General features: G+C 56.8%; 18 protein-coding genes. 7 read left to right on the forward strand and 11 right to left on the reverse strand.

Annotated features, from left to right (window positions below; translation table 11 throughout):
* Positions 1-40 precede the first annotated feature (40 nt).
* The 3 genes from ACFQDM_RS12775 to ACFQDM_RS12785 all read right to left on the reverse strand — a co-directional run bounded on the left by ACFQDM_RS12775 (position 41) and on the right by ACFQDM_RS12785 (position 3,607).
* Positions 41-868, reverse strand: a complete 828-nt coding sequence (locus ACFQDM_RS12775; RefSeq protein WP_377379630.1) for a mechanosensitive ion channel family protein — start codon at positions 866-868, stop codon at positions 41-43.
* 72 nt (positions 869-940) lie between these two features.
* Positions 941-2,563: a cisplatin damage response ATP-dependent DNA ligase gene (locus tag ACFQDM_RS12780; RefSeq protein ID WP_377379632.1), complete on the reverse strand. Its 1,623-nt coding sequence runs from the start codon at positions 2,561-2,563 to the stop codon at positions 941-943.
* 45 nt (positions 2,564-2,608) lie between these two features.
* On the reverse strand, positions 2,609-3,607 hold the full coding sequence (locus ACFQDM_RS12785; RefSeq protein WP_377379634.1) for a S1 family peptidase: 999 nt from the start codon (positions 3,605-3,607) through the stop codon (positions 2,609-2,611).
* A gap of 165 nt (positions 3,608-3,772) precedes the next feature.
* Between ACFQDM_RS12785 and ACFQDM_RS12790 the strand changes: the two genes are divergently transcribed.
* On the forward strand, positions 3,773-4,447 hold the full coding sequence (locus ACFQDM_RS12790) for an SOS response-associated peptidase (protein ID WP_377379636.1): 675 nt from the start codon (positions 3,773-3,775) through the stop codon (positions 4,445-4,447).
* Here the strand turns inward: ACFQDM_RS12790 and ACFQDM_RS12795 are convergent.
* Positions 4,444-6,099: an MFS transporter gene (locus ACFQDM_RS12795; RefSeq protein WP_377379638.1), complete on the reverse strand. Its 1,656-nt coding sequence runs from the start codon at positions 6,097-6,099 to the stop codon at positions 4,444-4,446. The two genes, ACFQDM_RS12790 and ACFQDM_RS12795, sit on opposite strands and share 4 nt — an antisense overlap.
* Positions 6,100-6,203: 104 nt before the next feature.
* Positions 6,204-7,232, reverse strand: a complete 1,029-nt coding sequence (locus tag ACFQDM_RS12800; protein ID WP_377379640.1) for a ligase-associated DNA damage response exonuclease — start codon at positions 7,230-7,232, stop codon at positions 6,204-6,206.
* A 127-nt stretch (positions 7,233-7,359) separates the two neighbouring features.
* Between ACFQDM_RS12800 and ACFQDM_RS12805 the strand changes: the two genes are divergently transcribed.
* On the forward strand, positions 7,360-8,199 hold the full coding sequence (locus tag ACFQDM_RS12805; protein WP_377379642.1) for a carbon-nitrogen hydrolase family protein: 840 nt from the start codon (positions 7,360-7,362) through the stop codon (positions 8,197-8,199).
* Between the two features lie 7 nt (positions 8,200-8,206).
* Here the strand turns inward: ACFQDM_RS12805 and ACFQDM_RS12810 are convergent, their stop codons facing one another.
* From ACFQDM_RS12810 to ACFQDM_RS12820, 3 genes are all read right to left on the reverse strand, one after another.
* Positions 8,207-9,607: a mechanosensitive ion channel domain-containing protein gene (locus ACFQDM_RS12810; RefSeq protein ID WP_377379644.1), complete on the reverse strand. Its 1,401-nt coding sequence runs from the start codon at positions 9,605-9,607 to the stop codon at positions 8,207-8,209.
* An 87-nt stretch (positions 9,608-9,694) separates the two neighbouring features.
* Positions 9,695-10,177 (reverse strand): hypothetical protein, encoded by a 483-nt coding sequence (locus ACFQDM_RS12815; protein WP_377379646.1) that lies wholly within the window; start codon positions 10,175-10,177, stop codon positions 9,695-9,697.
* 15 nt (positions 10,178-10,192) lie between these two features.
* The gene (locus ACFQDM_RS12820; protein WP_377379648.1) at positions 10,193-11,215 is read right to left on the reverse strand and encodes an aldo/keto reductase; all 1,023 of its coding nucleotides are present in this window, start codon (positions 11,213-11,215) and stop codon (positions 10,193-10,195) included.
* 139 nt (positions 11,216-11,354) lie between these two features.
* Here ACFQDM_RS12820 and ACFQDM_RS12825 point away from each other — a divergent pair, with 139 nt between their 5' ends.
* Positions 11,355-11,924 carry a manganese efflux pump MntP gene (locus ACFQDM_RS12825; protein WP_377379650.1) on the forward strand — a complete coding sequence of 190 codons (570 nt, stop codon included), beginning with the start codon at positions 11,355-11,357 and terminating at the stop codon, positions 11,922-11,924.
* Between the two features lie 21 nt (positions 11,925-11,945).
* Positions 11,946-12,410 carry a nuclear transport factor 2 family protein gene (locus tag ACFQDM_RS12830; RefSeq protein WP_377379652.1) on the forward strand — a complete coding sequence of 155 codons (465 nt, stop codon included), beginning with the start codon at positions 11,946-11,948 and terminating at the stop codon, positions 12,408-12,410.
* A gap of 111 nt (positions 12,411-12,521) precedes the next feature.
* Here the strand turns inward: ACFQDM_RS12830 and ACFQDM_RS12835 are convergent, their stop codons facing one another.
* Positions 12,522-13,205 carry a hypothetical protein gene (locus tag ACFQDM_RS12835; protein ID WP_377379654.1) on the reverse strand — a complete coding sequence of 228 codons (684 nt, stop codon included), beginning with the start codon at positions 13,203-13,205 and terminating at the stop codon, positions 12,522-12,524.
* A gap of 143 nt (positions 13,206-13,348) precedes the next feature.
* On the opposite strand from ACFQDM_RS12835, the gene ACFQDM_RS12840 reads away from it, so the two are divergent.
* Positions 13,349-15,844: a ligase-associated DNA damage response DEXH box helicase gene (locus tag ACFQDM_RS12840; protein ID WP_377379818.1), complete on the forward strand. Its 2,496-nt coding sequence runs from the start codon at positions 13,349-13,351 to the stop codon at positions 15,842-15,844.
* Here the strand turns inward: ACFQDM_RS12840 and ACFQDM_RS12845 are convergent.
* The gene (locus ACFQDM_RS12845; RefSeq protein ID WP_377379656.1) at positions 15,841-17,211 is read right to left on the reverse strand and encodes an MBL fold metallo-hydrolase; all 1,371 of its coding nucleotides are present in this window, start codon (positions 17,209-17,211) and stop codon (positions 15,841-15,843) included. The two genes, ACFQDM_RS12840 and ACFQDM_RS12845, sit on opposite strands and share 4 nt — an antisense overlap.
* 267 nt (positions 17,212-17,478) lie before the next feature.
* Here ACFQDM_RS12845 and ACFQDM_RS12850 point away from each other — a divergent pair, with 267 nt between their 5' ends.
* Positions 17,479-18,273, forward strand: coding sequence for an enoyl-CoA hydratase (locus ACFQDM_RS12850; RefSeq protein WP_377379658.1), 795 nt, complete (start codon positions 17,479-17,481; stop codon positions 18,271-18,273).
* A gap of 46 nt (positions 18,274-18,319) precedes the next feature.
* On the opposite strand, the gene nhaA is transcribed toward ACFQDM_RS12850, so the two are convergent.
* Positions 18,320-19,552, reverse strand: coding sequence for a Na+/H+ antiporter NhaA (nhaA, locus tag ACFQDM_RS12855; protein WP_377379660.1), 1,233 nt, complete (start codon positions 19,550-19,552; stop codon positions 18,320-18,322).
* A 300-nt stretch (positions 19,553-19,852) separates the two neighbouring features.
* On the opposite strand from nhaA, the gene ACFQDM_RS12860 reads away from it, so the two are divergent.
* Entirely contained in the window at positions 19,853-20,761 is a 909-nt protein-coding gene (locus tag ACFQDM_RS12860) for a LysR substrate-binding domain-containing protein (RefSeq protein ID WP_377379662.1), read from the forward strand.
* Positions 20,762-20,832: the final 71 nt, after the last annotated feature.

Consider the following 20,832-nt stretch of genomic DNA (forward strand, 5'->3'; position numbering starts at 1 on the left):
ATCGAGGCGGCTCCTTTCTAACATGCATATGCGGCTTTGGTTAAGCGGCAGTTGGTTTCTTGACCACAGTCGTGTGCGGATAAGGGATGGAAACGCCCTCAGCGTCGAAGGCTTCCTTGACCTGTTTGATCAGGTCGAACTTCATCGCCCAATAGTCTGATGCCGCGCACCAGGTCCGCGTCGAGATGTCGACAGAGCTATCGCCGAGATTTGTGACCTTCACGAAAGGCTCCGGGTCTTTGTGAGCGCGCTCGTCAGCAGTAATAATGCGGGTGATGATGGCAATCGCCTTGTCCATGTCATCGTCATAGTCGATGCCGAACACGATATCGCAGCGGCGAATGTCATAACCGGAATAGTTGGTAATGACGCCAGAGATGGCCTCGCCATTCGGTACCATGATCTTCACATTGTCGACGGTCGCGAGAACGGTCTGGAACAGGTTGATGTCCTTAACGGTGCCGGCAACGCCTGCCAGATCGACATAATCGCCGAGCTTGTACGGGCGGAACAGCATGATCATCACGCCGGATGCAATGTTACCCAACGCGCCCTGCATGGACAGGCCAATCGCCAGTGTCAGAGCACCAAGCACAGCGGCGAAGGATGCGACCGGGATGCCGAAAATGCCGAAGACGGCAATCAGAACAGCGGCTGTCATGCCCCATCGAACGAGCGACGCAAAAAAGCTGCCCAATGTGTCATCAACGTTTTCACGCTTTGTGGTCTGACGGCGGACCACATCGGCCAGCCAGCCTGCAACACGCAGACCGATGATGAGCATTACGAGCGCGATGATGACGTTCACGGCGCCTTCAAATACCATGGGACCATACTGTTCCCAGAGAATCTGAGGATCAATTTCCATTTCTTCCCTCCTGAAGCGGTGCTGAATTAAGGTGTTAACCTGAGTTCGTGACAGTTTGCAAAACTGAGCAGGTCATGCGGTCAATAAAACCTCCAGCGAGGCGAGTGTGTCAGCTTCGCGTGTCGGTTTGTCCCAGCGAATGCGGTGAAAGCGCGGAAAGCGCATGGCAATGCCGGATTTATGTCGGGGTGATTTCTGTAGGCCTTCAAATGCGATTTCAACAACCAGACCTTCGTCTCGCGTGGCGGTAACCGCCCGAACGGGACCAAAGCGGTCTATGGTGTTGTTACGCACGAACCGGTCTAGCAGTTTCAATTCTTCGTCGGTAAAGCCGAAATAGGCCTTTCCGACAGGTGTGAGCTCATGGCCATCATCTTTCGGGACCCAGACCCCGAAGGTGAAATCCGAATAATATCCTGACCTGCGACCATGTCCGCGCTGGGCATACATGATGACGGCATCGACCAGGAACGGGTCGCGTTTCCATTTGAACCAGGGACCGCGGGGACGACCGGCTTCATACACAGAATCCCAGCGCTTGAGCATCAGCCCTTCAATATCGGGATGGGGCGGGTTGTTTCGCAGCTGCTCCATGTCGCTGATCTCCGAGACCGGGACGAGCGGGGAGACATCAAACCGATCAGAATTTGCCCGCTGCAGGAAGGCTTCGAGCCGGCCGCGTCGGTCACGAAAGGTCAGAGATCTCAGGTCATCTTCCTCATCTACGAGTATATCATAGGCCCGGATGAAGGCGGGGGCTTCAGTCAGAAGCTTTTTTGAGACTGTCTTGCGGTTCAGGCGCTTCTGGAGTGCAGAAAAGGAGGCGACATTGCCATCTGGTGCGCGCACAAGCAACTCACCATCCAGCGCCCCCTGAAACGTCATGTCCTCCAGAATATCCGGAAAGCTATGTGAAATATCATCTCCGGTGCGGGTAAACAGTCGCCGGGTCTCACCTTCGGAGACGGCCTGCACGCGGATGCCATCCCATTTCCATTCGGCTGCGAACTGTTCCGCCGTGATGAGCTCCGGGTCGATGGCGTTCGGGTCGTCACGCTCCTGCTTGGAAACGAGCGGATGGGCCAGCATGACAGGTCGAAAAGGTGCTTCGATGTTGGGTGACGGTTTTTCGCCTTTGCCATCAAGCCATGCGAAGAGATCTGAATAGGGCGCTTCCAGCCCGTGCCAGATATCTTCGATCTCATCGATTTTGACACTGCCATAATTTGCGAGCGCCTGTTTGGCGAGCCGTGCTGAAACGCCAATGCGCAAACCACCGGTCACCATCTTCAGCAGAGCCCAGCGTTCGCTCGCATTCAGCACGTCCAGCCAGCTTTCCACCTGTTGCAAGGCTTCCCGGCTCGCCATCAGGCGAAGACGCTCAACAACATCGTCGAGCGTCGGAATGGCGTTTGCGCCGGGGCGTTCCGGCCAGACAAGGCTGACCGTCTCGGCAAGATCGCCCACATAGTCATACGAGAGTTTGAAGAGCTGCTCATCCATGCGGGTCATGACCAGTTCGCGGATCATGCCCGGTCGAAACGCCCGGATTTTGAAATCTCCCGTAAGAACGGCCAGCGCCCAGCCGCGCGCCGGATCAGGCGTCTGGCGGAAATAGTCAACCAGAAGCGCCAGTTTGGCATTGCGCGATGGTGTCAGCACCAAGCGGTCGAGCAGGGCAGCGAAAGCTTTCATGTCTTGAGAGATAAGGCGCGATTGGCCCGAGGAAAGGCGGGACGCCTAAGTACGTTTGCAGGCGTCTGCATTCTGCTCGCAGGCGACCATCGTGTTGATGGCCCAATCCCGGTAGGTGGACAGATTGGTGTAGCTGGACATGTAGTTTCCAGCGCACATCTCTCCCTGGCGGTTGGTTGCAACCGTCGATAAAACACCCATCAGAACGGGCTTGCCATCGTCCTCAACGATAAGCGGGCCGCCACTGTCGCCAATACACGGGCCACGACCTGCACGACTGGAGATGCGGATCAGCTTTTTCTCGATGGAGAATATGTCGAGCTCCATCTTCTGCAAGTGATCGGACAATTCACCGCCAAAGGACATAAGCCCCCAGCCGCCTACGCGCGCTGTACGAAACCGGACGGTGCTGAAGGGCGTGCTTGTGTGCCCCCAGGACACAACCGGCACCGCATCGATAAGGTTGAGATCTTCTTCAGCCACTTTCAGAAGCGCGATGTCGTTATCAAACTGGTCGCTGCTTGTGCCGAAACCGCCATGGCAGACAGCAAAGTCCACCTTTACAGAGCGTATCGCGTCCGATGACAGCTGCTCGCTGCCAGCTTTCAGATAGACCCGGTCATAGCCTTCAGAGACGCAATGTGCGGCGGTGACAAACCATTCCGTGCTGATCCGCGTCGCAGAACAATGGCCTTTGGCAACTTCCGTCGGTGAAATGTCGACTTCAGGTTCGAGCTTTACAATGCCGGGCAGATCGCTGGCGGGCACATTCATCCGGCGAAAATTGCGCCACGGTGTTGCGTAGCTGGTTGCCAGTGTTCTGGTGTGTGCGGACGCCGCGAAGGGCTGATGATCAACCGACAGGAGCGGGCCACATGGCTTCAGAGCCGCATCGACAGGTTCGGTCAGGTTCGGCGTTGTGAGCTTTGCACTCATTTGTTGTTCGGGGATGCCTGCAGGTGACATAGACACGCCAGCAAAGGCGATCAGCCCTAACGCTGCGCCGGACGCGACCAATGCTGTTACCCGCTTCATTGCGAACATGTGTCTTCCCTGAACGAGTTCTCAATGTTGATCCGGAACGCCGTCTCGTCAATGTGAGTCACGAAAACAGCGTAATTATGACCGCAATTTCACGGCGATTTGACCTCGCTTGCATAGTTGGCGGCTGCCGGGCTAGTCAGAGAGCCAGCGAAATGGAGGCAGGATATGTGCGGGCGCTTTTTTCGACATGATGTCAGTTGGGAAGACTACCGTTCTGCGCTCGAGATCATTGTGCCGGAAGGCGTCGACCCGCCAGAGGCGAAATACAATATCGCGCCCATGACATGGAATCCGGTGATCCGCCGCGATATCGATACGAAGAAACTCGAATTGTTTCCCTGCCTCTGGGGGCTCGTGCCAAGCTGGTGGAACAAGCCACTCTCAGAAAAGAAATTCTCGACCTTCAATGCTCGGGCAGAAAGTGTGCATGAAGCGGCCAGTTTTCGCGGTGCTTTCCGTCACAAGCGGTGTCTGATCCCGGTGAGCGGATTCTACGAATGGATGCGCAATGGGAATGACAAAATGCCGTTTGCGATCGGATTACGAAACCGGCGCTGGTTCTGTTTTGCCGGGCTGTGGGATTGTACCCATATCGATGGTTCAGAAATCAACACTTTCACCATTCTGACCACGACGCCGAATGATGTGATGGCGGGTATCCACACCCGCATGCCCGTGATTATCCATCCGAAGGACTATATGCGCTGGATCGATGGCGATTATCGCAAGCTGGACGATCTGTTCGAGCCTTACCCGGCCGCTGAAATGCATGCATGGCCAGTCGACCGCAAGGTTGGCAATGTTCGAAATCAGGGAATGGACCTGATTGAGGAAGTCTAGCGCGGAATGGTTGGGCGACCTGGGTCTATCGTCATATCTGAGCGTTGATCTGTCTCGATGATTTCATTGCTGACCGGACGTTCCAGCATGCGCTCGATTTTGAGCGGCCATTCGCCCTGGTGTAGGTCCTTCAGGGCCAGCAAGCTGCCGCGGTCTGCATGTGTTTGCCGCTCATTATGCAGGATGTAGTCTCTCCAGCGCGGGAAGCGGTAGCGTTCTACCCAGATTTCCGGCTCATGGAGATCGCGAGCAAGTGTCCAGTCCTGTGCACCATCACGCACGCGGACGCGGTGGCGTTCATTCATCAGGTTCAGGAATTTCGGCAGGTCGGCTTCGCGGATACGATAATAGACGCCGATGGCAACAGGGCCGCTACGCTGCGTAATATCGAGATTGACGTCTGGTTCTTTCCAACGCCCGACCGGATCAAGGTTGATTTCTTCCACATCCGGAATGGGCATGAAGAAACCGGCGAGCAGGCCAATTCCCTGAATTGCCATCATGATGAGCATTGCATTGGCGGTGCCATATTCGTCGGCCAGCTGACCTGACAGCCAGCTACCAAAAGTCATCGACCCGAAAATGGCCATCTGGAACAGCGCGAGCGAGCGGCCGACCACCCAGCGGGGCACAGACATCTGCACGGTCACGTTCATGGTCGCGACTGCTGTCAGCCAGCCCGCGCCAGTAACAATCAGGCCAGGCACCGCCATGAGCAGATTGTGGCTCTGCGAGACGGTCACGGCACCTGCAATCACGCAAATGACGGAAATGCGCAGAATATTCTCATTGTGGAACCGATCGCGCAGATGGCGATTGGACAGAGCCCCGATCACGGCGCCGATGCCGAAAGATCCGGACAGAATGCCGAACATGGCGGCATCGCCCCCCAGAATGTCGTGGGCAACAAGGGGAAGCAGGCTGAGCACCGAGCTCGCCGCAATCCCAAACAGGACGCCGCGTAACACGACAAGACGGACCGGCGGCGACATGGAGACATAGCGTACACCTGCGGCCATGGAGGCGATCAGGCCTTCGCGCAGGCGCGGCTTGGTTACATCGTCCGGTTTCCAGCGGATGAGGACGAACAGGATGCCGAGATAGGTAAAGGCATTGATGGTGAAGGCGGCTGCTGCGCCTGCAGCTGCCACAATGGCGCCGCCCAGAGCTGGTCCGGCAGAGCGAGCAATGTTGAAGCCCATACTGTTCATCGAGACTGCAGCGGCTATCGTCTTGCGGGGTACAATGTCACCAACAGTTGCCTGCCAGGACGGGGCATTGATGGCGGTGCCGCAACCAATCAGAAAGGTAAAGCCAAGCAGGATCCAGGGCGTCAACAGGCCAAGCCATGCCAGAACGCACAACAGTACCGACACGCTGAACATGCCGATCTGCGCCCAGAGCATGACAGAGCGGCGGGAATAATTATCTGCCAGCGCACCAGCAAAGAGCGCCAGGATCAGAATGGGAAATGTGACCGATGCGTTGACCAGTGCGATCTGCGTTTTGGAGCCGCCAAGCTCAACCATCAACCAGGCCGCGCCGACGCCCTGAATGAGACTGCCGAATTGTGAGGTAACATTCGCTACCCAGATCCGTCGAAACAGCGGAATGGAAAACGGAGCAGGGGCAGACTCAGGCGTTTCTGACATAGACCTTGTGTACATGGCTCCGTGTTTGGGGACAATCAGTCACCCGTTGGCGTGATGATCTTCATCCGCTCCGCGAATAGATTTCCGCGGTGCAAGCTGCGCTGTCAGTCGCCGACTTCTTCGTCATAACCGACCAGTCGAAGTGGGCGGGCCTTGAAGCCTTCGAGCTCGGCCCAGCGGCAGAGGGCATCTTCACGCCCGTGTGTGACCCATAATTCTTCGGGGTTTACGTCTTTTACGGTCTGCGTGAGTTCATCCCAGTCTGCGTGATCTGACAGGATGATAGGCAGTTCCACGCCGCGCTGTTTGGCCCGCTGACGAACGCGCATCCATCCGGAACAGAAAATCGGCACCGGGTCCGGAAAGCGTCTCGCCCATTTGTCGGCAAAGGCCGAGGGTGGTCCCAGAATGATCTTCCCGGCGAATTTGGCCTGTTCTTCTTTGGCCTGACCCTTTTCAAGCGTGGCAGGCTCGAGCGGTCCAAGTGGCACGCCGTGATCTTCATAGAGCTCGCAAAGCGCTTTCAGGGCGCCGTGAATGTAGATTGGATCATGATAGCCTGCTTCCCGAATGAGCGAGATAACCCGCTGTGCCTTGCCGAGTGCATATACGCCGACGAGATGTGCGCGGTCAGGAAAGGTTTGCAGGCTCTGCAGAAGCTTTGCGATTTCAGAGCGGTCGTCGGGATGTCGAAAGACCGGTAAGCCGAATGTCGCTTCACTGATGAAGACGTCGCAGGGGACGACTTCAAAGCTTTGACAAGTCGGGTCCTGGCGACGTTTATAGTCACCGGTGCAGACCATGCGCAGGCCTTTGTATTCGACGACGGCCTGCGCTGAACCGAGCACATGCCCGGCAGGGGCAAGCCAGACGCGTACGCCATTGATCTCTGTGATTTCACCAAATTCGGCAGGCTGGCGACGTGCTGTAAAGTCGGTGCCATACCGGGCGGCCATGATGTTGAGCGTCGCAGGTGTTGCCAGAACCGCCCCATGACCGGCGCGGGCATGGTCGGCATGGCCATGTGTGATCACCGCACGATCGACCGCGCGAACGGGGTCGATATAGAATTCGCCCGGCGGGCAATAGAGGCCTTTCGGCGTGGGGTGTAAAAGCTGGTGCGGGGTGATCATACTTTCAGAATTGGGGCGGCTATGTCCCTTCGGCAAGTCACAACGTCATGGCGCGGGCTTGCATTCAGTCTGGAATTCATCGTCAAACAGAACTGGATTGTGCATTCAGTCGTGAAGAGGTCGTTCGATGACGAAATTGAAAATTGCCTGCGTTCAGATGCGGTCCAGCCGCGACATGGCTGAAAATATCGAGACGGCTTCTCGGCTGATCGAGCAGGCTGCTGCCGAAGGTGCCACGCTGATCTCGACACCGGAGATGACGACACTTCTGGAACGCAGCGCCAAATCCCTGTTCGAGATTGCGACGGATTTTGCAAACGATCCATCCATTCCTGTGTTCAAAGCGCTCGCCAAACGCCTGAAGGTCTGGCTGCACATTGGTTCGGTGCCGGTGCTTACCGATGGCGGGAAATGTGCCAACCGGGCGCTCTTCATTTCACCGGATGGTGAACTCTTGGCGCATTACGACAAAATCCACATGTTCGATGTCGAGTTGGGCGGCGGCGAAGCCTATCGCGAATCCAGAAGTTACAAGCCCGGTGATCGAGCTGTGATGGTGAAAACGCCGTTTGGGGGCGTCGGGCTGTCGATTTGCTATGATTTGCGGTTTGCTCATCTCTATCGAACGCTTGCCAAGGCAGGTGCTGACATTCTGATGATCCCTGCAGCCTTTACAAAAGTCACCGGACAGGCCCACTGGCACGTGTTGCTGCGAGCGCGGGCGATTGAAACCGGCTGTTTCGTCGTTGCGGCTGCGCAGGGCGGCCTGCATGCCGATGGCCGCGAAACCTTCGGGCACAGTCTGATTATTGCGCCATGGGGGGAGGTTCTGGCTGAAGCTGAGCATGCTAAGCCCGGCATTATCTGTGCAGAGATCGATCTCGAAGAGGTTGCCAGGGCGCGCGGACGGGTGCCTGCTCTGACGCACGACCGAGAGATCACTCTGGATGTGATTGACGCGCTTTAGCGGGGCGCTATTCGACCGGGCGCTCCTCGTCCAATAAATCGGGTTCTCCCTGTTCGGCGCGCTCTTCGGAGACTTTTTCATCGAGGTGACGGTCTGGAGAGACATCATCCAGACCCGCTTCCTGCACGGACATGCGCGGCGTAACGGGCGCTGGCGGAGGTGCTTTCGGCTCAGCCTGTTTCTCTGAGGACGGTGGCAGAGCAAGACCTGTTTCGGTCTCGACACGCAGGCGGTAGATCGGTTCCGGAAGGCTGAAACCACCTTTTTCCAGCGCATTCTTTGTACGCGCAATCGCAACGCCTCGTGCTTTCAGGAAGTCCGTGTCTGCCTGGTTCAGCCAGGCGTAGAAGCCCAGAACAATGTTGGAATCGCCCACTTTCTGCATGGCTGCGAAGGGTTCGGGCTCCGGTAGAATGAAGTCGAGCGATTTCAGCGTATCCACGCCGGTCTTGATGGCGGCAAGTGGGTCATCATTCGCGTCAACGCCCAGTTCAAAGGAAAACCGTCGTTCCGGATTGCGGGTATAGTTCAGGATCACGGCCTTGAAGACGGTCGCGTTTGGAATGCGCAGATGATTGCCATCCATGGTCATCAGCACGGTCGCCCGTGAGGTGAGACGGACGACTTTGCCTTCCTGCCCGTCAATGACCACATGCTCATTGGCCCGGAAGGGCTGGCGAATGGAAAGCATGACGGACGAGATGTAATTTTCAAGACCGTCGCGCACGGCAAAGCCGATTGCGAGTCCCAGCACACCGGCGCCGCCGAGGATCGCGCCCATCAGGGCTGTCGCGCCGATAATGTTCAGCGCTGTGATCAGGGCGATGACGAGCGCAATAATCCGCACAGCCTGCGTGACCAACTCAACAAGGAACGGGTTGGGAAGAATGCGGCTCCAGAAGCTGTTCCAGCTCGCCCAGAGGTGACCGATCAGCGCGATCACAAAGAAGACGGCGAAGGCGATGCCGATGAGTGGTAGGCCGCGCAAAAGGTCGGTCAGCACAGACTCGGTCTGCGCGACAATCGGCGATACATTCGTGCTGATGGCGCGCGAGCGTTCGATGTCAGCCTCGACGGTGACCACCCCATCCAGGCGCAGAGCGAGGGCTTCGGCTCGTTCCGCGCTGGCATCATTCGGGACCATGCCATCCAGCCAGACCACGCCCTCACGAACCGTGACATTGACCCCGGAGAGCGCATCAATTTCAGCAAAGATTGCCGACAGTCGCTCCGCAATCGCGGTATCGGATGGGCGAGTGGCATCCGTTTCAATGACGGTATCGGATGTCGGGGGCGTGTCGTCGCCCGGCAATTGGGCCTCCGCCGACAGGAATATGGCCATGAGTAGCGTGCAGCAGGCGGAGATCAGGCTGGCACGAAGCCAGGGGTAAAAAGTGGTTTGATGCAATGGAAAGCCCTCCATCAGACAAATGCCCTGAGAGAGAAGCCGGTTCCTCAAAAGCTTAGTCTTTTTTGGAAATACGCTCGTACATCGCTAGTCGTTTTCAAGTTCCGGACGCGGCGCGTTGGGATCAAGCCGCTTTTGCGTCACGGGTGGCTGGGTGAAGGTGTATCGAATGTTTGCGCCTGTCGGATCTTCATACTCGACCCATTTCTGATGCGGATTGGCGAGCTTCTGGGCGGTCGGCGCATAACCCATTGCCTGCATGCGGTTCGTGGTGACTTCCCATTCTGAGACGTCCCAGACACCGATATCCAGGGTCATCGGCGCGCAAGCCAGGGCGTCGGCATCTGATTGCAGAAACCCCAGCGCGACCGACGGCAGGCGTTTATGGGCGAGATACATCATGCGTCCGGCGCGCCCGGAGGTGACGCCGGTGACATAGAAGTCGAGGCCATTGCAGTAGAACGCCTTGATGAATTCCAGATCAGGGGCCTGGCGCTCAATCGTCAGAACATGTTCCTTGCGATCGCGTTTCAGCCCATCGGCTTCATTTCCGAACCAGACCCTGACCATTTCCGCTCCTTACGCTTATCCCTGCGTATAGGCGTAATCCTTGTCTTTTGTCATGTCCCGCACGGCTTTCATCACGTCATCTGGCAGGGTGAGATCAATGGCTGCAAAGATGTCGTCCAGCTGGCTCTCCTTCGACGCGCCAACAATGGTTGAAGCCACGAAATCATGCTGCTTGGACCAGGCGGTTGCGAGGGTAACTGGCGACATGCCGGCTTCAGCAGCAATCGCCATCACTTTCTCTGTCGCAGAGAGTGACTTCTCATTGACGAAGCGTCTTGTCATTTCAACGAAGCGGCCGCCCGCATTGATGAGAGATGAAAACCGGGCACCTTCCGGTGTCGCGCCGCCGAGATACTTGCCGGAAACAACACCGCCAGCAAGCGGGGAATACGGGATCAGGCTCACACCCTCCTTGCGACAGGCAAAGGCGAGATCATCCATGAAGCGTGTATTCAGAAGCGAGAAATTATTCTGGATGGTTTCATAGCGCGCAGCGCCCAGATCTTCGGACGTTTTGAGCGAAGTCATCAGCCCCCAGGTGTTCTCATTCGAACAACCAAGCACGCGCACCTTGCCAAGGCGCACGAGTTCGTCGAGCGTCTCCATGGTTTCTTCATAACCGGTGCCATGATCGGGCCAGTGTGTCTGGTAGAGGTCGATATAGTCGGTCTGGAGACGAGTCAGACTGGCATCCACAGCTTTGGTGATGTTGTGGCGATCCAGCGCCGTCATGCCCGCGCGTTGTGAGCCAACCACCCAGCCATGAGATGGCCCGCACACTTTGGTTGCGAGAATGATCTTGTCGCGGTTCTGGGTTTTCATCCAGCGCCCGAAGATTTCCTCGGTTCGGCCTGCATAATCCTCGCGCGGTGGCACGGGATAGTTCTCTGCGGTGTCGAAAAAGTTGATGCCGGCCTCCAATGACCGGTCCAGAATGCGAAACGCTTCAGCTTCATCTGTCTGAGAGCCAAAAACCATCGTTCCCATGCAAATGTCAGATACGACGATGCTGCTTCGCCCAAGGCGTCTGTGTTGCATGAATTGTCCTCCCCAAATTCTTTGCCTTCAGCATAACCAGAAAGCGAAATCGGCAAAGGCAATTTTTGGTGATCGCTTGCCGGTTGACACAGGGCTCGCTAGATCGGTCGTCGTTATCTGAACACGAAAAGGTGCGCCCTTGATCTTCCTCACGCTCATTCCGCTCAGTCTTGGTCTGTCGACCGATGCGTTTGCTGCTTCTCTGGCGCGAGGTGGGCGCGAGCGTGGCGCACGCTTCCTGCGCGCCGTTCAGTCCGGTGCGGTATTCGGCACCGCTGAAGGTCTTATGTGCCTGGTCGGCTGGTTCGCTGCTTCACTGTTTGCCGATCACATTCGCGCGCTCGATCATTGGATCGCGTTGATCCTGCTCGCCATTATCGGCGGCAAGATGATCCATGAGGGTTTTGAGCGTGATGATGATGACGAAGAGGCCGTACCGCGCTCAAACGGCTGGCTAGGGACGATTGTAACAGCGATAGGCACGAGCATTGACTCAGCCGCCGTTGGTATCGCGCTCGCGCTCTCAGGCGTTACCGTCTGGTCTGCCTTGATGATCGGCAGTTTCAGCTTTGTGGCCAGCACGGTTGGCTTTCTGCTCGGGCCGATGGTGGGCGAGCGATTGGGCAAGCGCGCCGAAATCGGCGGTGGCGTGATCCTGATCCTGATTGGCATTTCGATCTGGTTGAGTCATACTTTCTTTGCAGGCTAGGGTTTTGCAAAGGGGGAGGCGATGTTTCGACGATTAACGTTTCTGGTCATGGCGCTCGGCCTTTGTGCGTCCGTCCATGCAGATGAAGCAGCCTCACCCGGTTCCGTTCAGACTGTTGAGGCCTTTTTCGAAGCCTATGATGAGGCCGACACAGACCGGCTTTCTACGCTTATTGCTGAAGATGCGGAAATGTTTGTCCAATCTTCTGACGGATTTATGTTCTACAGAAAAGGCAGAGCTGATGTCCTTGCCTATCTGGCAGATGTCTTCCCGGGCGAGCCAGCTGATACGCGGCGAGTGCTAATCCCGGCAGGACATGTCGTTGTAGTTAGCCGCAAAACAGACTTCCTCGCACCTGAGCACCAGAGCCATGGCGAACGGCGTCTTGTTCAGATCAAGCTCGAAGAACAGAAAGTCTCTGTTCTACTGAACATTTTGCTCGATCGGGGCGATCCTGCGTATTTCTCAAAATGGATTCGTCCCTAGCCCCTTCATCATGGATTGATGGAACTTCGCCCCAAGGGGGGTGGCAGAATGTGCTGAGAGGGGCTCGAACGGTCTGGCAATCAAGCTGAGAAGAGGTGGCGTTTGTCGCTTCTATCGGCCAGGAAAGGTCAGGTTCTCGATCAGCTCGACGCGCTGGTCCTTGTCTTCCTTGAACATCACAGAAAGCCGCATATCCGTCATCACGCGCTGAAAATAGGACCGGCCATTTGATGCCTGTGCGCAACTTGCTTCGACGGTCATGTCCGTCACCTTGGCGACGGGTAGCGGTTTGACCGGTTCGTTCAGTCTGATCAGAACATCAGTGATCTGACCGCTTGCCTTATCGATAGTAAGCGTTGCGGTCGATTTCTCCATCACCTTGCGGGCTGTCTCGTCCTCGGCGTCCGTAGGCTGATATGTGATCACGGCCTGTTTGCCCGTTTCCGACGCCAGTTGGACGTCTCCCTTCACGTCTGCTGCTTCGACATTGCACCAGATGTCGCCACCAGTATCGCCGCGCATGCTTTCCAGAATGGTATCGATCTGCTCTTTCAGGTCGTCGCGTACCCAAAGCAGTTTCAGCTGCTCCTCAGGCGTATCTGCGCTGCCGTCATAGTGAAATGTGAAGAGCTTGATGCCATCGAGCGTCGTGAGCGTTTTGTCATAGGCGACGACCGGTTTCGCTTCGGCAGGATCGGCCAGCACGCTCTGGAACAAAGGGTGCCAGGCTGGATTGGCAAGGGCTTGCCCGGCGAACAGGACGGAGCAGGCGACGCAGAGGCTCAAATATTTCACGCGAGAAGTCCTTATCGAAAATCAATATAAACCTCTCACGGTTCGGTATTTCCGGCAACAGGAAATCGCAGTGACGGGCACGCCGATATGGCGCGTGCATGGAAAGACTGGTCCCGATGAAGACTCGGTCCTATCTTGAGCGTATGCCCGATGGAAGTGACCGCCATTTTCTGCCCGACCGGTTTGAGGACTGGTTTGCCTCACGGGGATGGTCGCCGCGTGAGCATCAGCTGGAACTGGTGCGGGCCGCTGAAGATGGGCAGAGCGCTTTGCTCATTGCGCCAACGGGCGCTGGCAAAACACTGGCTGGCTTTCTGCCAAGCCTAATTGATCTTGAGAAACGCAAAGCCCAGCGCAATGACACGCGCCCCGGCTTGCACACGCTTTACATTTCGCCGCTGAAAGCGCTTGCGGTTGATGTTCACCGCAATCTGGAAATGCCCGTTGCCGAAATGGGGCTGGATATCCGCATTGAGACCCGAACAGGGGACACGCCGCAATCCAGGCGTCAGCGCCAGCGTTCCAACCCGCCAGACATTCTGATGACAACACCAGAGCAACTGGCTCTGTTCATTGCCTCGGACCGGGCGAGCGAGTTCTTCGCCGATCTGAAATGCGTCATTGTCGATGAAATCCATGCGATCGCGCCGACGAAACGCGGGGATTTGCTGGCGCTTGGCATTGCCACGCTTCGACACTGGGCACCCGGTCTGCGTCTGACGGGGTTGTCCGCGACGGTGGCCGACCCGAACCATCTGACCAGCTGGATGGGCGGCGCGAATGTTATCAAGGCAAAGGGGGGCGTGAAGGCGCAGGTCGATCTTCTGATTTCCAGGGAACGCATTCCCTGGTCCGGTCATTCCGGGCGATTTGCCATCCATGAGGTGTATGAGGCGGTGAAATCCGCCCGGATGGCACTGATTTTCGTCAATACGCGCAGTCAAGCGGAATTCCTGTTTCAGGAGCTCTGGACCATTAATGACGACGGTCTGGCCATTGCGCTTCATCATGGCTCGCTCGCCGTTGAGAAGCGCCGAAAGGTTGAGGCAGCGATGGCCGCAGGTCGCTTGAAAGCGGTCGTTTGCACCTCGACGCTGGATCTCGGCATTGACTGGGGAGACGTCGATCTCGTGTTTCAGATGGGCGCGCCGAAAGGCTCATCGCGTCTGATACAACGCATTGGCCGGGCCAATCACCGCTTTGATGAAGCCTCGCGCGCCATTCTGGTCCCGACAAACCGGTTTGAGGTGCTGGAATGTCAGGCCGCCAAGGAGGCTGTGGAAGCACAGGCGCTGGATGGCCCCGCCCGAAGGCAAGGCGGGCTGGATGTGCTCGCCCAGCATGTGATGGGGCGCGCATGTGGTGAAGGCTTTGAGCCCAATCAGCTATTCGAGGAGGTCACCAGCATTGCGCCCTATGCGCATATCGACTGGGAAACCTTTGAACGTGTGCTCGATCTGGTTGCGACAGGTGGCTATGCGCTTCGCAGCTATGACCGGTTCCGACGCATTGTGAAGCACAAGGATGGACTGTGGCGCGCGCGAACCGCTCGTGATGCTCAGGGCCACCGCATGAATGTCGGCACCATTATTGAAGCGCAGATGTTGTCTGTCCGCGTGGTGGGCCGCCCGAAACGGGGGGCAGATGGCAATCTGCGCCTACCGACCGGCTGGTTGGGCCAGAAGCTCGGTGAGATCGAGGAAGGCTTTGTCGAGTCATTACAGACGGGTGATACCTTTCTGTTCGCAGGTGAGATCCTGCGATTTGAGGGTATTTTCGAGACGAGCGCTGTGACCACACGCTCAGCCGATCCGGATCCGGCTGTCCCTTCCTATGCGGGTGGAAAGTTTCCGCTGTCCACGTTTCTGGCAGACCGGGTCCGTCACATTCTGCACAATGAAGCCGGGTGGAAAGACCTGCCTGATCAGGTGGCGGAATGGATCCGCATTCAGAAAGAACGCTCGCTCATTCCACCAGCAGATCAGATGCTGGTGGAGACATTCCCGCGAGCGGATCGACATTATCTTGTCTGTTATCCGTTCGACGGACGCCTCGCGCACCAGACGCTGGGTATGTTGCTGACGCGCAGGCTGGAACGGGCCGGCATGAAGCCGCTGGGCTTTGTTGCAAGTGAATACGCCATGGCGATCTGGGGACTTGAGCCCATGGGTGACATGGATATGAGCCAGCTTTTCCATCAGGACATGCTCGGTGATGATCTGGAAGAATGGCTGGATGAGAGCTTCATGATGAAGCGGACTTTCAAACAATGCGCGCAGATTGCCGGCCTGATCCAGCGTCGACAGCCCGGCGGAGAGAAAACGGGGCGGCAGGTCACCTTCTCAACGGATCTGATTTATGACGTGCTCCGCAGTCATGAGCCCGATCACATCCTGCTTCAGGCCGCACGCGAGGAAGCGGGCGAGGGACAGCTCGACATTCTGCGGCTTGGCGCATTGCTGGAGCGCATCAGGGGCCGGATTGCGCATATCGATCTGCCACGCATCTCGCCTTTTGCTGTACCGGTCATGCTGGAAGTCGGCCGCGAACCGGTCGCGGGCGTCAGCGCCGCAGAAGCCATTCTGAAAGAAGCCGAAGATGACCTCCTCGCAGAGGCATTTGGTGAGGAAGCGCCTTAGTCATCAGATGTGACTGGTTTGTCCGCTGCGCGCCAGGCACCGATGGAGCCAACATAAACATCAAGGCCTTTCTGGCCCGCCGCCTTCAGAGCAGAGGCGGCAAGAGAAGCCCGCGCTCCGGACCCACACATCACTGTGATGCCGTTATCGCTGAGATATCGAGCGGGATCTTTCAGCACGTCTCCGACATAGACATGCTCAGCACCTTCAATATGTCCGCTTTCAAATTCCTCAATGGAGCGGACATCGAGAAGCGTCCAATTTTCTGTCGATACGGCGAGGCGGCTGGCCACCGCGTTCGTGTCTGCGGTCGCGATCAGGTCTGTTTCCGTGCCGGATGCGGCCTTGCCGAGCAAGCCGGTTGTGAAGCCCTCGATTTTCTGAAAACCGATCCGGTTCAAATGCTTTACGGCCTCACGGGCAGCGTCTGCTGTCTGGCTGACAAGACCAATGCGCATGTCCTCTTCCAGAAACCAGCCTCCAAAGGCTGCAATCATATCAACTGGCAAAAGTCGACTGCCTGGTATGTGCCGGGCAAGGTGGGCTTCAATCGGGCGAAGATCGAGCAGTATGTCTGTTTCCGGGGGCTGCAATGCGTTGAGCGACGCAGCGGGAATCTGAGAACCTGACTGGCCTGGCGTTCCGCCATCCAGATTGAGTCGTTCCATCAGTTTAAAATAGGGTGGCTGGTAGTGGGTCTCTTCGAGCTTTGCGGAAATGAAGGCATCGCGGTCTGAAATCTGCAGGCGCGGGTTATTGGAGCGCTCATGTCCAAGCGTTGAAAACTCGCGCTCTGCCATGCCGGACCCGCAGACCGAACCTGCGCCATGTGCCGGGTAGAGGATCGTCTGATCCCCGAGGCCGAGTAATTTCTGAAGACTGTCGAACAGAAGGCCTGCTACTTCTTCAGCCCGATGTGGATAAAAATCGGTGCGCCCGACGTCGCCGATAAACAGCGCATCACCGGTAAACACTCCGACGGCGCCATCCGGATAGGCGGTGTCAAAAATGGCAATGGAGATAGAATCGTCAGTATGCCCCGGCGTCTCCAGGACTTTCAGCGTTAGCTGCCCGACATCGACACTGAAACCCTCCGTCACGGTTTGGGCATACTGGACCGGGCCAGCTGGATTGGGACCGTGATAGACCTCCGCACCCGTCAGGCGCGCGAGATGCGCTGCGCCCGAGATGAAATCTTCATTGCGGTGCGTCTCAAAGATATGTCGGATCTGCACACCAGCGGCTTGCGCGGCGGCAAGATAGAGTTCGACGTCCAGCTGCGGGTCGATCACAGCGGCATTGTCACCAGCGCCAATGAGATAGGAGAAATGGGCGAGCCCATCTGTCTTGAATTGTTTGAGCAGCATTAACGCCTCCGTCAGTCTTTGATGCGCAGTGACAAACGGCTCAGATCATAAAAAGTTCGAATTTTATAAGATACGCACAAACGTTTGTCTGCGACGGGTTTGGCGTGAAGCTGCTCAGAAAAACACTGAAAGAAACGAGAGTGAGCTTCCTGATGTCTCATGAGAATCTGACTGGAATTTACTTGCTTGTTTCGCTGTGCGAACTAGTAATTTCGCAAGGCGGCGTTCTGGGCGCGGCCAACTCATAAGGACATAGGGAGCATCGCCATGAGTGAAGAGCTGGTTGTCACCGTTGAAAACGGTGTCGGAACACTACGGTTTAACCGTCCGGATTCCATGAATGCGCTATCGCCATACATTTTCAAGACTGCCGTAGAGACACTTGAAGCCTGGGCGATCGATGAGTCTGTAAAATGCATTGTCGTGACCGGCACAGGCCGCGCTTTCTGCGCCGGCGGTGACGTGAAGGCGATGAATTCCGGCCAGAATGTTGGCGGCATGACGACCGAGCAAAAGCTCACCCGTCAGCGCGGCCTGCACAAGTTTTCAGGTCTGCTTTACAGCATTCCAAAAGTGACCATCGCTGCCGTCAACGGCGTTGCAGCAGGCGCGGGATTTGCCATTTCGCTGGCTTGCGACCTTCGGATTGCCTCTGACAAGGCGCGTTTCACGACGGCATTCTCGAAAGTCGGCTTCAGCGGAGATCTTGGTATCACCTGGCCTCTGACGCGAATTCTCGGCGAAGGCAAAGCCAAGGAATTCCTGCTTTTGTCAGAGATGATCTCTGTCGATGAAGCCTATCGCCTTGGTCTGGTGAACAAGGTCGTTCCAGATGATGAGTTCCAGGGCGCCGTTGATGAACTGGCAGCCCGTTTCGCAGAAGGCCCTCAGATCAGCTATCGCCTGATCAAGGAGAACGTTTCCAAGGCATCGACGCATGACTATGCCGAGCTTCTGGAACGTGAAGTCTTCACGCAGGTCTATTGCATGGAAACTGACGACCACAAGGAAGGCGCGCGGGCATTCGTCGAGAAGCGTAAGCCGGTCTTCAAGGGTCACTAAAAAAAGGGCGCCCGTCAGGGCGCCCAGTCACAAGATGTCGGGGGTACTATGACATCTGAGGAGATTGCCTGGCCGATGGCGTGCTCGCATGCGCTTCAGGCTTTGTCTGAGGTGATTTCGTCGAGAGGAAGAGTATCCCCACACCGATGAGCGCTGAGAGCGTCGATCCTGTCAGGACGCCCAGGCGCACATCATTCATCATGGCCAGCGAGTCGAAGGCGAGTGTGCCGATAAACAGGCTCATGGTGAAACCAATTCCGGTCAGCAGCGACAGCCCGTAGATTTGTGGCCAGGTGATACCGTCCGGCATGCGCGCAATGCGAAGTTTTACAGCCAGATAGCTGATCAGGAACACGCCGATCTGCTTGCCGAAGAACAGACCTGCGGCCACACCCAGCGTCAGAGGTGACATCAGATCCTCAAGCGCAAGCCCTTCCAGAGATACGCCAGCATTGGCAAAGGCGAAAAGCGGGACGATCAGGAAAGCGACCCAGGGGTGCAGACCGTGCTCCAGCCGTAGCAGGGGCGAATGATGGTCGCTCTTGCGGCCTTCAATGGGAATGAAGAGCGCGGTGATAACGCCTGCAAGTGTGGCGTGGACACCTGATTTCAGAACAAACACCCACATGATCAGGCCGACCAGAACATAAGGCGCGATCTTTTTGACACCCGACATGTTCAGCATCAGCAGACCGAGCAGGGAAATGCCTGCGCCGGACAATGCCATGAGCGACAGATTATCCGTGTAGAACAATGCGATGATCACGATGGCACCAAGGTCATCGATAATGGCAATCGCCAGCAGCAGGATTTTCAGCGCGGTGGGAATGCGACTGCCCATCAGTGCCAGAATGCCGAGCGCAAAGGCAATGTCGGTTGCAGCAGGAATGGCCCATCCGGACATATTCTCAGGCGCGGACTGGTTGATGAAATAGAAGATCAGCGCAGGCCCGACCATGCCACCAATCGCGGCAAAGAGCGGCAAAGACACTTTGTCCGGAGACGAAAGCTGGCCCTGCAGAATTTCACGTTTGATCTCCAGACCAATGGTGAAGAAGAAGACGGCCATCAGACCATCATTGATCCAAAGCAGCAGAGGCTTGTTCAGCTCGAGTGCGCCGATCTGAAGGATCACAGGCGTGTCCAGAAAGGCCATATAGCCTGAGCTGGTCACAGAATTGTTTGCCACGATGGCGAAAAGTGCGGCGGCGATCAGCAACAGACCAGCTGACGGCTCCCAGTTAAAGAACTGGCGCGCGCGCTCCATTACAATTGTCATACTCTCTTTCCGTTTCTGAAAAGCCCGTGCGCGGCCATAGCGCAGCAGAGCCTTCAATCATTCTGGTTTCGTCTGCCATAGCGGGCAGATTGAGGGCGTGTTTTGCCCCTCCGGAATGTACGGCGCCGTATTCCGCAGGCTGGTCGTAGCGCGGGCTACGACCAGTTGGGAGTGTTGATCAGCACGAGGAGAATTTGGGGATTCACGTCCGTATAAAGCTGACCACACTAGTCAGATGAAGCAATGTGTTCCATAATTCAAATAGAAAGAAAAACACTGATTGATCGGAAAAAGTGATAAATGCGCCCAACGCTCAGACAATTGCAATATCTGGTTGCCATAGCTGAAACCGGTCGTTTTGGTGAGGCTGCGCGCACGTTGAATGTCAGCCAGTCGGCGCTGTCCGCACAGATTGCAGACATGGAAGAGGGGCTTGGCGTTCACCTGATCGAACGGGGGCGCCATGGCGCGGTGATGACACCGATTGGTCATGCCGTTCTGTCGCGTGCACGCATCGTCTTGCGCGAGGTGGAGGAACTCCGCGCGCTCGCCCGGCAGAGCGGTGCGCAGCTTACGGGCCGTGTTCATCTCGGCGTGCTGCCGTCGATCGGGCCTTATCTGTTGCCGGTGGCCGCGCGTCAGCTGCACCAGAAATTTCCCGACCTGCGACTGGTCGTGCGTGAAGAACGCACCAATGATCTGGACGAAGGTCTGGAAAGTGGCCGCCTGGATGTCATCATCTCGACGGCGAATGAGCACAGGAGCAGCGCATCCATCCCGCTCTTTCGTGAAGAGCTCTGGATCTGTTCTGCGCCAGATGATCCCTTGAGCCAGTCGGAAACGCCGGTCAGCATCAAGGATCTCGCGGGGCGTCAGTTTCTGAGCCTCGGGAATGGACACAGATTAAGTCAGCTCGTGCAGACCATCGCGTCTGAAGCCGGAGCGATTGTCAGCACGGAGTATGAAGGCACCAGCCTTGATGCTGTCCGTCAGATGGCGGTGATGGGGGCGGGGATTGCCCTTCTGCCGAGCCTTTACGCCTTTTCAGAAGCACAGCGAGATCCGGAGTTTGTGGTCCGCCGGCTGGATCATCCATCAGCGTGTCGCGAAATTGCGCTTTGCTGGCGTGAGACGTCGCCTCTCACGGATGCCTATACAGTGCTGGCCTCTGAGTTTGCGCAGACCGCGAAGGGCGTGCTGGAGCGTTAGGTCCGGCGCCGTCTGACCGGCTCAGGATTTGCACATTTTCAGACAGGCGTCCCGTCGCGGGACAAGTGTGG

It is taken from the genome of Ponticaulis profundi, from assembly GCF_042659465.1.
Classification (GTDB): Bacteria; Pseudomonadota; Alphaproteobacteria; order Caulobacterales; family Hyphomonadaceae; genus Ponticaulis; species Ponticaulis profundi.